The sequence below is a fragment of the Pengzhenrongella sp. genome (assembly GCF_036565025.1).
Lineage (GTDB): Bacteria > Actinomycetota > Actinomycetes > Actinomycetales > Cellulomonadaceae > Pengzhenrongella.
In genome coordinates this window covers 1-12,195 of the sequence record NZ_DATCNW010000209.1, presented here as the reverse complement: position 1 = coordinate 12,195, position 12,195 = coordinate 1, and the positions used below count along the sequence as shown (strand labels likewise).

At 70.9% G+C, this 12,195-nt stretch carries 12 protein-coding genes and 1 pseudogene; 7 read left to right on the top strand and 6 right to left on the bottom strand.

Features of this window, described 5'->3' with window-relative positions; all coding sequences use genetic code 11:
- The 3 genes from VIM26_RS12095 to VIM26_RS12085 all read left to right on the top strand — a co-directional run.
- On the top strand, nucleotides 1–305 hold a 305-nt coding region (locus VIM26_RS12095; RefSeq protein WP_331951484.1), incomplete at its 5' end, for a VOC family protein.
- A gap of 530 nt (nucleotides 306–835) precedes the next feature.
- The gene (locus tag VIM26_RS12090) at nucleotides 836–1,048 is read left to right on the top strand and encodes a hypothetical protein (RefSeq protein WP_331951482.1); all 213 of its coding nucleotides are present in this window, start codon (nucleotides 836–838) and stop codon (nucleotides 1,046–1,048) included.
- A gap of 1 nt (nucleotide 1,049) precedes the next feature.
- Nucleotides 1,050–1,370, top strand: coding sequence for a hypothetical protein (locus VIM26_RS12085; RefSeq protein ID WP_331951480.1), 321 nt, complete (start codon nucleotides 1,050–1,052; stop codon nucleotides 1,368–1,370).
- A 44-nt stretch (nucleotides 1,371–1,414) separates the two neighbouring features.
- On the opposite strand, the gene VIM26_RS12080 is transcribed toward VIM26_RS12085, so the two are convergent.
- The 5 genes from VIM26_RS12080 to VIM26_RS12060 form a co-directional block, all read right to left on the bottom strand.
- Nucleotides 1,415–2,077, bottom strand: a complete 663-nt coding sequence (locus VIM26_RS12080; RefSeq protein ID WP_331951478.1) for a VOC family protein — start codon at nucleotides 2,075–2,077, stop codon at nucleotides 1,415–1,417.
- Nucleotides 2,078–2,118: 41 nt separating this feature from the next.
- The gene (locus VIM26_RS12075) at nucleotides 2,119–3,021 is read right to left on the bottom strand and encodes a 2-dehydropantoate 2-reductase (protein WP_331951476.1); all 903 of its coding nucleotides are present in this window, start codon (nucleotides 3,019–3,021) and stop codon (nucleotides 2,119–2,121) included.
- A gap of 94 nt (nucleotides 3,022–3,115) precedes the next feature.
- Entirely contained in the window at nucleotides 3,116–3,709 is a 594-nt protein-coding gene (locus tag VIM26_RS12070; protein ID WP_331951474.1) for an AAA family ATPase, read from the bottom strand.
- Between the two features lie 2 nt (nucleotides 3,710–3,711).
- On the bottom strand, nucleotides 3,712–5,019 hold the full coding sequence (locus VIM26_RS12065; protein ID WP_331951472.1) for an MFS transporter: 1,308 nt from the start codon (nucleotides 5,017–5,019) through the stop codon (nucleotides 3,712–3,714).
- A 53-nt stretch (nucleotides 5,020–5,072) separates the two neighbouring features.
- Nucleotides 5,073–5,717 (bottom strand): bifunctional 4-hydroxy-2-oxoglutarate aldolase/2-dehydro-3-deoxy-phosphogluconate aldolase, encoded by a 645-nt coding sequence (locus tag VIM26_RS12060; RefSeq protein WP_331951470.1) that lies wholly within the window; start codon nucleotides 5,715–5,717, stop codon nucleotides 5,073–5,075.
- Nucleotides 5,718–5,827: 110 nt separating this feature from the next.
- Here VIM26_RS12060 and VIM26_RS12055 point away from each other — a divergent pair, with 110 nt between their 5' ends.
- The 4 genes from VIM26_RS12055 to VIM26_RS27055 all read left to right on the top strand — a co-directional run bounded on the left by VIM26_RS12055 (nucleotide 5,828) and on the right by VIM26_RS27055 (nucleotide 11,169).
- Complete coding sequence (locus tag VIM26_RS12055) at nucleotides 5,828–6,619, top strand: DeoR/GlpR family DNA-binding transcription regulator (RefSeq protein ID WP_331951468.1); 792 nt, start codon at nucleotides 5,828–5,830, stop codon at nucleotides 6,617–6,619.
- A 169-nt stretch (nucleotides 6,620–6,788) separates the two neighbouring features.
- Entirely contained in the window at nucleotides 6,789–8,327 is a 1,539-nt protein-coding gene (locus tag VIM26_RS12050) for a 3' terminal RNA ribose 2'-O-methyltransferase Hen1 (protein WP_331951466.1), read from the top strand.
- The gene (locus VIM26_RS12045) at nucleotides 8,324–10,894 is read left to right on the top strand and encodes a polynucleotide kinase-phosphatase (RefSeq protein ID WP_331951464.1); all 2,571 of its coding nucleotides are present in this window, start codon (nucleotides 8,324–8,326) and stop codon (nucleotides 10,892–10,894) included. The genes VIM26_RS12050 and VIM26_RS12045 overlap by 4 nt, the downstream gene beginning before the upstream one ends.
- Nucleotides 10,825–11,169: a CopG family ribbon-helix-helix protein gene (locus tag VIM26_RS27055; RefSeq protein ID WP_414696476.1), complete on the top strand. Its 345-nt coding sequence runs from the start codon at nucleotides 10,825–10,827 to the stop codon at nucleotides 11,167–11,169. Before VIM26_RS12045 ends, VIM26_RS27055 begins: the two co-directional genes overlap by 70 nt.
- A 196-nt stretch (nucleotides 11,170–11,365) precedes the next feature.
- On the opposite strand, the pseudogene VIM26_RS12040 reads toward VIM26_RS27055, so the two are convergent.
- Nucleotides 11,366–12,195 (bottom strand): annotated as a pseudogene (locus VIM26_RS12040) (hypothetical protein); the annotation flags it as partial.

Here is a 12,195-nt window from a genome sequence, read left to right as displayed (position 1 = left end):
ACCACCGCGCTCAGCTCCGGTTCGGCGACGGGGCCGTGATCGTCGGCGATGTACGCGGTGATCGCAGTCCTCCCCGTACCGGCGAGGTCACACACTCGGTAACGGTGCGCGTTGAGGACGTGCGCGCTCACTGTGAACGAGCCCGGGAGAACGGCGCCCGCATTCTGATGGAGCCGACCGACTTCGAGTACGGCGAACGGCAGTACAACGCGACGGACCCCGCGGGCCACCAGTGGACCTTCTCCGAGACGCTCGCCGATGTGGCTCCCGAGGAATGGGGCGGGGAACTCATCGGCCCCGAGTGAGCGACGTTCAGGAGGCGGAACGCGCCGCCGGATCCCGGTAGCCAGCGCTGCGACGGGCAACAGCCACGTTCCCGCGGAAACGCCCCAGCAGGCGAGGCGTTCCCGCGGAAACGTCTCGCCTGCTCTCAGTCCTCTGGAGACCAGTGCTCCTGGTGCGCGCGGATCATCCAGTCGTTCACGATCCGCAGGTCCGGCTCCGGACGCGGCCCTACGCGAACCGTTCTCCATCGTCCGGAACAGCCGCGCGAACGTGGTCGATGCGCCTGAGGGCTTCAGTGAAGGCGATCTGTCCGCGTTTCAGCTCCATGTCGGTGAGTCGCCGTACGGTCTTGGGGTGCCGAGACCGAGGGGCAATCTGGTTCCGGGTCGTCGACGCGGAACCGAGACGGCTGCGGCGACCGCTGGTGGACATTGTTGCCGAATCCGAGCGAGGTGCTCTCGTGGCGCGTGACGATTCGCGTTACGATGGGAGGTCTCTTCCTCCGATCAGTTGGAGCGAGGAGTCCGAGGATCACTTCGCGATTCATGGAGTGTTCCCCGAGGAGGTCCAGCAGGCGCTCTACAAGCGCCCGCGGTGGATCGCCCCAGGGCGCGGCGGGACGACCCTCGTGTACGCATCGACCGACGCCGGCAAGCACCTGCTGGTAGTCATCGCACCCGCGCTCGACGGCGGCGTGTACGTCGTCACCGCGCGAGACCTGACCGACTCCGAGAAGCGCACGTTCCGCAGGAAGGGACGATGAGATGACCACAGCGGACCTGGACGCGCTCCGCGCGCACTACGACACGACCGACACGTCGGCTGACCTCGAGAAGGCGACGGAGGACACCTCGGCGGTTGTGGAACCGATGGTGGGGATCACCATCCGGATGCCCGCAGCGACGCTGGACGCCGCGCGCGGGATTGCGCGTCGCGACGGGGTCAAGGTGACGGCGCTGTTGCGCGAGTGGGTCGAGCAGCGCGTGGCCGACGGCGTCGATGACGAGCGGGTGGTCTCGGTCGCCGACCTTCGCCGCCTGATCGCCAAGAGCACGCACCTTGCGCAAGACCAGGAAGCCGGCTGAATCTGGCGGGAAGCCGCCGTCGAGCAGCGTTGATTGATGACCAGTCAGTCCCGGCCCAGCGTCGTCGCCACGTCGGCCTCGTTGCCCTCGGCGTCGGCCAGGGTCCACCAGGCGGGCGCGTACTTGTCGGTGACCAGGCGGCCGCCGGCGGCGATCGCTGCGGCGACGCGGGCCTCGGCCTGGTCGTGCGGGACCCAGACGTCGATGTGGATGCGGTTGCGCTGCGGGCGCACGGAGTCCATCTGCTGGAACCAGAACGACGCCCCGCGTCCGCGCGGGTCGATCAGGTCCTCGGGGCTGTCGGCGCGACCGGTGTAGCCGAGCACGGCACGCCAGAACGGGATCACGTCGGGATGGACGAGCGCATCGATCGTCACCTGGACGCTCTGAACGGCGGTCGGGTCGGCGGGCAGGCCGATGCTGCGCGCCGCGGCCGAGATCTGCCGGGCCAGCTCGACGTCGGCCTCGCTCAGCCCGTAGTAGTCGCGCGTGAGCGTGATCAGCCGCACGGTCACGCCCCCGTGCCGCAGGTCGACGTCGGGGCGGTGGTCCTCGAGGCCGGGCAGCTCGCTGATCGCGTGCACGAGACGGTCGCCGGCGGCGAACGATCCGGTGCGGAAGTACGCGCAGGCACCCTCGCCCACCACCCGCCAGTCCTCGACGCCGTAGGCCTCGTGGAACTGCCCTGGCGTGATCGGCTTCGTCATGCCCTTCAACGTATCGCCGAGCGGGCGATACGGCGGGCTGATCAGCCGAGCGCGTCGGCGCGCAGCTGGACGAGGGTGAGGTCGAGGGTGGGGACGGGGACCGCGAGCGCCCGGGCGCGCGCTGCGAAGTCGCCGAGGAGGTGCTCGGTCTCGTTCGGGTTGCCGGCGATGACGTCCCGGTAGAGCGAGGACGTGAACGCCGATCCTGGTTGGGTCAGCAGGCCGACGGACTGCTCGTGCGCGGTGCTCCCGACCGGGTGCCCGGCCGCCGCGGCCACCTGCTCCATCTCCTCGATGGCGGCGCAGACCTGGGGTTCCCCACCCGCGGCGACGATGTTTCCGACGGTGTTGCGCAGCAGGCACGTGACGACCCCGGCGGCCACGATGAACGCCCATTTCTCCCAGAGGGCGCCGAGGACGTCGTCGGACGGGATGAGCTCGTAGCCGGGGACGTCCAGCACGTCGAGGACCGCCGCCAGGCGCGGCAAGCTCGAGGCCTCGAGCGCCCCGATGGTCATCGTGGCGAGCGGGTGCATCTGCACGACCTGCCCGTCACGGAGCGTCGCGACGATGCGGACGAGCCCGCCGAGCACGCGATCGCCGTACCGCTCGCGCAGCTGATCGACGTGCGCGAGGCCATTGAGGAACGGGATCACGACGGTGCCCTCGCCCACGGCGGGCGTGATGTCGTCCAGGATCGCCGGTAGACCGCCGGACTTCACCGCGATGATGACGATGTCGAACGGGTCGGCCAGCTCTGCGGCCGTGACGGCGCGCACCGGGAGGGTCCGGGTCCCGTCGGGGGCCACGAAGGTGAGTCCGTGCGCGCGTAGCTGAGCCGCTCGCTGGGGGCGCACGAGGTACGTCACGTCCCGGCCGGCCTCCTGGAGCCTGGCCCCGAACGCACCTCCGGTGGCTCCGGCTCCGACGACGAGGATGCGCATGGGATTCGCCTTTCTTGGGGGCTGACGTGCAGCCGCCGAGGCTACTGGAGATCCGCGGCGAGGCTCTCGGCGACCGTGCCTTCGTGCGAGCCCGTCACTCGTCGGCGGCTGTCGCCGCCAGCAGCCCCGCCAGCGCCTCGTCGAACCCGAACAGCTCGAGCCCGACCCCCGAGTTGTCCAGCAGGATGTGCGCGGCGCCCGCCCACTCGCAGTCCTGCTGGGCGCCTGCCCAGAACTCGTCCCAGTGCTCGAGCTTCCAGGCGTCCCGCCCGAAGCCGCGCTTGGTGACCCGGTCGAACACCGAGCGCCCCTCCGCAGTGACGTGCACGACGACGAGTTCGGCGTCCGGCCAGGCGTACTTCGCGCGTGCGTCGAGCAGGTAGTCGGGGTCCTTGAAGAACCGGCCGAACGGGGCGTCCAGCACGACCGACCGGCCCAGCGCCAGGTTGTCGCCGCAGATCCGCAGGATCGTCTCGTACTCCAGCGGCAGGATCGTCGACTGGTAGTAGTCGTTGTTGTCCCGGTCGTTCTTGTCCGACCCGTTGAGCTCGAGCAGGAGCTCGGTGAAGCCGGTCGCCACCGTGTCCTTGTCGACGTAGGCGGCGTCGTACCTGTTCGCGATCCGCTTGCCCACCAGCGACTTGCCCGAGCCCGCCGGGCCGATGATGAAGAACGCCTTGGGCTTCACGGTCAGGCCTCGGCGGTCAGGACTGCTGCCGGGCGGCGGTCCTTGACGAACAGGCCGTAAGACAGGGCGCCGACGACCAGCAGGATGCCGCCGACTCCGAACACCAGGGAATAGTTGCCGTCCGTGGCGCTCAGGATGTAGCCGGTCACGGCCGGTGCCAGCGCGGCGCCGAGGAAGCCGCCGAAGTTCTGGATCGAGCCGAGCGAGGAGACCTGCGCGGGCTCCGCGATGTCGGAGGCGAGCGTCCAGATCACGCCGATCGGCACCTGCGAGGCGAAGTAGCCGACGCAGAGCAGCGCGATGTTGAGGAAGGTGTTGTCGACGTACGCGACGGGCAGCACGGCGGCTGCGGCGAGCAACGCTCCGCCGACGATGGGGATCTTGCGCGCCCGGATCGTCGGGACGCCGCGCCTGATCGCCGCGGCCGAGACGACGCCGCCGGTCAGCACGCCGATGATCCCGCACAGGAACGGCAGGCCGGCGATCCAGCCCGTGGCCGCGAGGCTGAAGCCGCGGCTCGTCTCGAGGTAGCTCGGGAGCCAGGTGAGGTAGACCCACACCGTGTAGAAGATGCCGAACGCGCCGACGACCATGGCCCAGGTGTTGGGCAGCTTGAGCAGGGAGCCCCAGCTGGCGGGCTTCTCGGCCTTGGCCGCCGCGGCCTCGAGCTCGAGGCCCTTGATGGCGATCTCTTCCTCGCGCGTCGGGTCCCGGTAGAGCTTGATCCAGACGGCGACCACGATGAAGCCGAAGGTGCCGATGATGACGAACATGCCCCGCCAGCTCATCGTGAGCAGCAGGAAGGTGAGCAACGGCGGTGCGATCGCGTTGGCGATCTGCGATCCGGTGTTGATGACCGAGAGCGGGAGCGAGCGTTCGTCCTTGCGGAACCAGCGTTCGGACACCTTCAGGCCCGAGGTGAAGAACGGCGACTCGGAAACGCCGAGGGCGACGCGAGCGGCGTAGAAGAACGGGAAGCTGCGCGCGAACGACGTCAGGACCGCGACCACCGACCAGGCCGTCGCCGCGATGGCGAACATCTTCTTCGCGCCGAACTTGTCGACCAGGAAGCCGGCCGGCAGGTTCGCGATCGCGTAGGGCCACGAGAAGGCCGACAGCAGCAGGCCCATCTCGATCGTGTTGAAGTGCAACTCCTTCGCGATCGTGGTGTTACCGATGCTCAGGGTGCTGCGGTCGAGGTAGTTCACGACGCCGCCGATCACCAGCAGGGCAATGAACATCCAGCGGACGCGCACCCGGTTCGTGGGTACGACGTCCGGCGTCGCGGTCGTGGTCGATGGTTCCTGCATGGTGTCCACTCCTTTGTGAGACTAGCCGCCGCTCTGGGGGCGGGGTGAAGGGGTTAGTTACGGGCGTCTCGCACGGCGGCGAGGAAGGTGCGGGCGGCCTCGGTGACCAGGGAGTAGTCCCCGGTCGCGCGGGCGGCCTTGGTGATGTAGCTGCCGACGCCGACGGCGGTGGCCCCGGCGGAGAACCAGTCGCCGACGTTGTCGATGTTCACTCCGCCGGTCGGCAGGATCGGCACCTGCGAGAGCGGCGCGAGCACGGTCTTGACGTAGTTCGGACCGACGAACTCGGCAGGGAAGAGCTTGACGATGTCGGCACCGGCCTCGATCGTGTTCAGGATTTCGGTCGGCGTGAACGCGCCACTGATCGAGACGGCCTGGTAGCGGTTCGCGACCGCGAGCATCTCGGGGTTGAGCTGCGGGCTGACGAGCATCTGCGCGCCGGCGGTGATGGCGGCGAAGGCCGCCTGGGCATCGAGCACGGTGCCGGCGCCGATGACGACGTCGTCCTTGTTCTCCTGCGCGAGCCGCTCGATGACGCGCAGGGCGTTCGGGACCGAGTAGGTGATCTCCAGCGCGCGGATCCCGCCGGCGATGGCCGCCGTGGCGACCTCGTAGGCCTCGTCCGCGTCGTCGAGCCGGACGATGAGGAGGACGCCGTCACCGACGAGGGTCTCGAGGTTGCGCAACTTTGTGAACATAGTTTCGCAGATTACCCCACCGATTCCCATATCGCAACATTGATGTGAAGATATGTTAAGTTTGGAGTCGTTCCGCACGTCAGGCGTGGTCAGCGGGGGAGAGTCGCACGATGGAGTCGTCAGCACCGTTGATCCCCGAGCAGCGCCATCAGAAGCTGCTCCAGCTCCTGCGCCAGGAGGGCGTGCTCAGCACGCGCAGCCTCACCGCCTACCTGGGCGTCTCGCACATGACCGTCCGCCGCGACATCGCGAGCCTCGAGGCGTCCGGGCAGGTCGTCTCCGTGCCCGGTGGCGTCCGGATTGCGAAGTCGTCCGGGCAGGTGCCGCCCCAGGAACGCCAGCAACGGGCCGTGCTCGAACTGCCGCGCAAGCGCGCGATCGCCGCGCTCGCGGCCGAGGCGGTCAAGGACGGCATGGTCATCTACCTCGACGCCGGCACCACGTGCCAGTCGGTCGTCCCGTTCCTCGCCGGGCACCGCGACCTGACCGTCGTGACGAACGACTTCTACGTCGTTGTCAGCCTGTTCGAGCACCCGGAGATCGAGGTCATCCACACCGGCGGCGTGGTCGACAAGCCGAGCGCGTCGAGCAGCGGCCGACTGGCGGCCAACACCCTGTCGTCGATCAACCTCGACATCTTCTTCATGAGCACCGGCGCCTGGGGGCTGTCCCGCGGGGTCAGCGCGCCCTCGCTCGACAAGGTCGAGCTCAAGCGCGCGGCCATGGAGGTCGCCTCGAGCTGCACGCTGCTGGCCGACAGCACGAAGTACGGGACGTTCTCGAAGTACCAGGTCACCACGATCGAGCAGCTCGACACGATCATCTCCGACAGCGAGCTGCCCGCCGACACCCAGCGGCGCATCGAGGAGCTCGGGGTCGAGATGCGCGCGGCGGCACTCTGAGCACGAAGCCCCTCCCACCCAAAACCCGCAACGTCCGAGCGTTGACGTCCTATAGGACGTCAACGCTCGGACGTTACGGGGGATGAGGGGGGAGTGCCCGGTGCGGCGGGGTGGCCGTGGGCGGAAAAGGCGAGCGTGATCTGCGCCACTGCGTGGCAGGATCTGCGGGGTGCTGCTCACCGTGACCTCGACCGCGCCGTCGGCCACTGATCTGGGCTACCTGCTGCACAAGCACCCCGCGAAGGTTCAATCGTTCGACCTCGGGGTCGGTACCGCCCACGTGTTCTACCCTGAGGCGACCGACGAGCGGTGCACGGTCGCGCTGCTGCTCGAGGTCGACCCGATCGCGCTCGTGCGGGGCAAGTCGGGTGCGAGGCCGCGGGGCGGTGGCGGGTTCACCCTCGCCCAGTACGTCAACGACCGCCCGTACGCGGCGTCGTCCATGCTCGCCGTGGCGCTCGGCAAGGTGTTCCGGACCGCGATCGCCGGCCGCTGCGAGCTGCGGCCCGAGCTCCCGGGACAGTTCCTGCCGTTGACGATCCACGTCCCGGCGCTGCCGTGCCGGGGCGGCCCGGGGCTCGTCGAGCAGCTGTTCGCGCCGCTCGGCTGGCAGGTCCAGGCCGTGCCGGTCGCGCTCGACCCGGACCTGCCGCAGTGGGGCGACTCGCGGTACGTCGAGCTCACGCTCACCGGCACGCTGCGCCTCGCGGACGCGTTGAGCCACCTGTACGTCCTGCTGCCCGTGCTCGACGCCGACAAGCACTACTGGGTCGGCGACGCCGAGGTCGACAAGCTGCTGCGTGCGGGGGAGGGCTGGCTCGCGACCCACCCGGACCGGGACCTCATCGCGCACCGCTACCTCGCGAACCAGCGCAGCCTCGCCGAATCGGCCATCGCGCGGCTCGCCGAGGTCGACGACCTGGTGCCGGGCGTGCTCGACGCGGCGTCCGAGGAGGACGGCGTCGGGGCCGGCATCGTGGCGGACGACGTCGTGGCGGACCGCGTCGTCGCGGACGACGTCGTCGCGGGCCGCGTCGATGCCGTGCTCCCCGCCGTCCCGCTCGCGACCAGGCGGGTGGCGGCGGTCCTGGCCGAGCTGCGCGCGTCGGGTGCGCGGAGCGTCGTCGACCTGGGGTGCGGTGAGGGACGGCTGCTCGGCGCCCTGCTCGAGGACCGCTCCTTCGCGCGCCTGCTCGGCGTGGACGTCTCGCACCGGGCGCTCGAGGGCGCGGCTCGCCGGCTGCACCTCGATCAGCTCTCGGACCACCAGCGCGAGCGGATCGAGCTCGCCCAGTCCTCGGTGACCTACAAGGACGCCCGGGTCGCCGGCTACGACGCGGCCGTCCTGATGGAGGTGATCGAGCACGTCGACCCGCCCCGGCTCGCCGCCCTGGAGCTCGCCGTGCTCGCCCACGCACGCCCGGGCACCCTCGTCGTGACGACGCCGAACGCGGAGTACAACGTGCGCTTCGAGACCCTGGACGCGGGCCACCTGCGCCACCCCGACCACCGGTTCGAATGGACGCGCGCCGAGTTCGAGGCCTGGGCTGGCGCCGCCGCCGCGAGGTTCGGGTACGCCGTGCGGTTCGCCCCCGTCGGCGAGGTGGACCCCGACGTCGGCCCGCCGACGCAGATGGCGGTGCTGACCAGGGTCGATGCCGACCACCGGGCGCCGGGCGCCAACGTCGTGCAGGAGAAGACCCGATGACCGCGCTCGCGATCCCTGACCTGAGCCTCGTCGTCCTGGTCGGGGTGTCCGGCTCGGGGAAGTCGACCTTCGCGGCGACGCACTTCGCCCCGTTCGAGGCCCTGTCCAGCGACTTCTGCCGCGGCCTCGTCTCGGGCGACGTGAACTCCCAGGCGGCCACCAAGGACGCGTTCGACGTGCTGCACTACATCGCGGGCAAGCGCCTGGACGCCGGCCTGCTCACGGTGGTCGACGCCACGAACGTGGAGCCGCACGCGCGCAAGGCGCTGGCCACCCTGGCCAAGGCGCACGACGTGCTGCCGGTCGCCATCGTGCTGGACGTGCCCGAGGAGGTCTGCGTCGCCCGCAACACCTCCCGCCCGGACCGCGACTTCGGCGCTCACGTCATCCACCGCCAGCGCGACCAGCTGCGACGCTCGCTGCGCGGACTGGCCCGCGAAGGATTCCGGACGATCCACGTGCTGAACGGGGTCGAGGAGATCGCGGCCGCGCAGATCGTGCGCGAGCCGCTGCGCAGCGACCGGCGCGACGACCACGGACCGTTCGACGCGATCGGCGACGTGCACGGCTGCCGCGGCGAGCTCGAGGCGCTGCTCACCGCCCTCGGGTATGAGCTCGTCCGAGACGCCGACGGTCGGCCGGTGGACGCCGTGCACCCGCTGGGCCGTCGGGCGCTGTTCCTGGGCGACCTCGTCGACCGCGGGCCCGACACCCCGGGGGTGCTGCGCCTGGTGATGGGGATGGTCGGGGCCGGGCACGCCCTCGCGGTCCCGGGGAACCACGAGAACAAGCTCGTGCGCGCGCTCGACAAGCGTCCGGTCACGGTCTCGCACGGGCTCGCGGAGACCCTCGAGCAGCTCGGATCCGAGCCCGCGGAGTTCCGGGCCGAGGTGCGCGCCTTCTGCGACGGCCTCGCCGCGCACCTCGTGCTCGACGGCGGCCGGCTCGTCGTCGCGCACGCCGGTCTGAAGGAGGCGTACCACGGCCGCGCGTCGGGCCGGGTGCGCAGCTTCGCGCTCTACGGCGACACCAACGGTGAGACCGATGAGTACGGGCTGCCCGTGCGCTACCCGTGGGCGGACGAGTACCGGGGCCGGGCGACGGTGCTGTATGGGCACACCCCCACGCCCGTGCCGCAGTGGGTCAACAACACGCTGTGCCTCGACACCGGGTGCGTGTTCGGCGGGCACCTGAGCGCGCTGCGGTACCCCGAGCGGGAGATCGTCCAGGTCACCGCCGAGCGGGTCTGGTACGAGCCGGCGAAGCCGTTCCCCGTTGCCGGGACCGGCTCCGGCGCCCAGCGTGAGCCGGACCTGCTGGACCTGACCGACGTGCTGGGCAAGCGGATCGTGGAGACCACGACCCACGGGCGCGTGAACGTCGATGCGGCGAACGCGGTCGGCGCGCTGGAGGTCATGAGCCGGTTCGCCGTCGACCCACGGTGGCTGCTCTACCTGCCCCCGACCATGAGCCCGTGCGCGACGTCGACCGATCCGCGCCTCCTCGAGCACCCGGCCGAGGCGTTCGCGTCCTACCGGGCCGACGGCGTCGGGACGGTCATGTGCGAGGAGAAGCACATGGGCTCGCGCGCCGTCGTGCTCGTGTGCCGCGACGCCGAGGTGGCCAGTACCCGGTTCGCGATGCCCGACGGCGTGACGGGAACCGTGCACACCCGAACCGGCCGGCCGTTCTTCGATCCGGCGCTGACCGAGCAGCTCCTGGCGCGGGTGCGGACCGCCGCCGACGTCGCCGGCCTGTGGGACACCGCGGGTCGTGAGGGCGTGCGGTCCGGCTGGCTGCTGCTGGATTGCGAGCTGATGCCCTGGTCGGCGAAGGCCGAGGAGCTGCTGCGCACCCAGTACGCGAGCGTGGGCGCCGCCGCACGCTCCGCGCTGTCGGCCGCCGTCCGGGCGCTCGAGGCGGCCGACGCCGCCGGGCTGCCGGTCGCAGGGCTGCTGGAGCGCACGCGCGCCCGCGCCGCGAACGCCGAGCGGTTCACCGCCGCGTACCGGCGGTACGTGTGGCCCGTCGACGGTCTGACGGGGGTGCGACTCGCGCCGTTCCAGCTGCTCGCCGCCGAGGGGCTGACGTTCGCGGGCCGCGACCACCTGTGGCACCTCGAGGTCGCCGACAGGCTCGTCGCCGCCGACTCCTCCGGGCTGCTGCAGACCACCCGGCGGCTGGTCGTCGACCTCGCCGACCCCGACTCGATCGCCGCCGGGACGGCGTGGTGGGAGGAGCTCACGGGTTCGGGCGGGGAGGGCATGGTCGTCAAGCCGCTGGCCAACCTGGTGCGAGCCCGCCGCGGGCTCGTGCAGCCCGGGGTCAAGGTGCGCGGCCGGGAATACCTGCGGATCATCTACGGACCGGACTACACCGAGCCCGCGAACCTCGCACGGCTGCGGTCTCGGGGGCTGGGGCACAAGTGGTCGATGGCGCTGCGCGAGTACGCCCTCGGGCTGGAGGCGCTCGAGCGTGTCAGCGCAGGGGAGCCGTTGTGGCGGGTGCACGAGGCGGTATTCGCGGTGCTGGCGCTGGAGTCCGAGCCGGTGGATCCGCGGCTGTGAGGCACGGACCTTCGCGAGGTGACGATCGGCCCACTCGCACGTCGCATGTTGGTAACCATCTGTCGTGCGCGGACGAGGTCGCGGCCGACGTCCTCCTCCGGACTCCCGGTCGGCCATCCCTCTCGGGCGCGGGCGAAACGTCGCCGTCGTTGACGATCCGGTTGCCGGCGGCATCGCGTGCCCGCTTGGATGCGTTGGCGGCGCGGGACGAACGGCGGGCCTCGGAGATCGTCAGAGATGCCCTGGACGAATACCTTGCGCGCCATGCGGGTTGAGCGCCAGGCGATGATCACGGTCGTCCGCGAGGCGTCCGAGCCCTGACGGCATCGGGCGCATCCGCGGGCCTGTTACTTCCGGGTCAGGACGAGCCGGACCTCGAGCCCGACCCGGCGATCAGCTGGGACGAGGAGCGGTCCAGGATCGTCCGCGAGGCGCTGGGATCCTGGACCGTTCCGGAGGAGCAGGTCGTCCCTAACCCTTGAGCAGCCCGCCGCCCACCCAGGCACGGATCGCGGCCACGTCCTGCGGGCTGAGCTCCATCCGCGCGCCTCGGCACAGCCCGATGACGTTGTCCGCCCAGGTCTCGGCGACCTTCTGTGCGGAGGGCTTCGCCGTCAGGTCCAGCCCGGCGTAGAGCACCCCCGCGATCACGGTGTTGACCGACGCTCGGCCGATCGGCGCGCCGGCCGCCTGGCACGCGTCTCGTACCCGTCGGGAGGTCTCGGGCCGAACGAACGGGACGGCGCGCACGTCGTCGGCCAGGGTGGTGAGGAGGATGCGGTACCGCTCGGCAGGCAGGTTCGGGATGTCAGTGACGTCGACGACCTGGCGCTGCAGCGGCGGCAGGTTGACCCCGCTGGCACCCGGCAGGTCCGCCTCGCTGAACCGTTTCGCGTCCCAGACGTACCCCGGCGCGGGGCGCGACGCAGATGCCAGCTCCGGGACCGTGCGGGCGAGCCAGGGGAAGAAGCTCCCGGCGCCGTCCCAGCTCGAGGTGCGCAGCGAGTCGTCCGCCCTCTCGGCGGCCTCGGCCACCACGCCGCCGGTGAGCGGGCGGTCGGCCGTCCGTACGAGCCGCAGGACGGCCTTGCGAGCCTGGCCGTCCACGCTCGATGCCGACGGTACCGGCGCCGATGCCGGCGTCGGAGACTTCGTCCCGTTGCCCGCGGCCCGTGCGCCGCTGCGCGCGTTCGCCTCGGTCCCGGGCTCGGCCAGTTCCCGCTGATCGGGATCCTTCACCAGCTCGGCCAGCTCGTCGGCGGTGATGACGGTGTCCGCCACCGCCCGGTAGGCGCTGGCGG

Bases quoted from the DNA above. Each gene is read 5' to 3' on its own strand.
- VIM26_RS12085 (WP_331951480.1), top strand. From the start codon at position 1,050: ATGACCACAGCGGACCTGGACGCGCTCCGCGCGCACTACGACACGACC.
- VIM26_RS12080 (WP_331951478.1), bottom strand. From the start codon at position 2,077: ATGACGAAGCCGATCACGCCAGGGCAGTTCCACGAGGCCTACGGCGTC.
- VIM26_RS12075 (WP_331951476.1), bottom strand. From the start codon at position 3,021: ATGCGCATCCTCGTCGTCGGAGCCGGAGCCACCGGAGGTGCGTTCGGG.
- VIM26_RS12065 (WP_331951472.1), bottom strand. From the start codon at position 5,019: ATGCAGGAACCATCGACCACGACCGCGACGCCGGACGTCGTACCCACG.
- VIM26_RS12060 (WP_331951470.1), bottom strand. From the start codon at position 5,717: ATGTTCACAAAGTTGCGCAACCTCGAGACCCTCGTCGGTGACGGCGTC.
- VIM26_RS12055 (WP_331951468.1), top strand. From the start codon at position 5,828: ATGGAGTCGTCAGCACCGTTGATCCCCGAGCAGCGCCATCAGAAGCTG.
- VIM26_RS12045 (WP_331951464.1), top strand. From the start codon at position 8,324: ATGACCGCGCTCGCGATCCCTGACCTGAGCCTCGTCGTCCTGGTCGGG.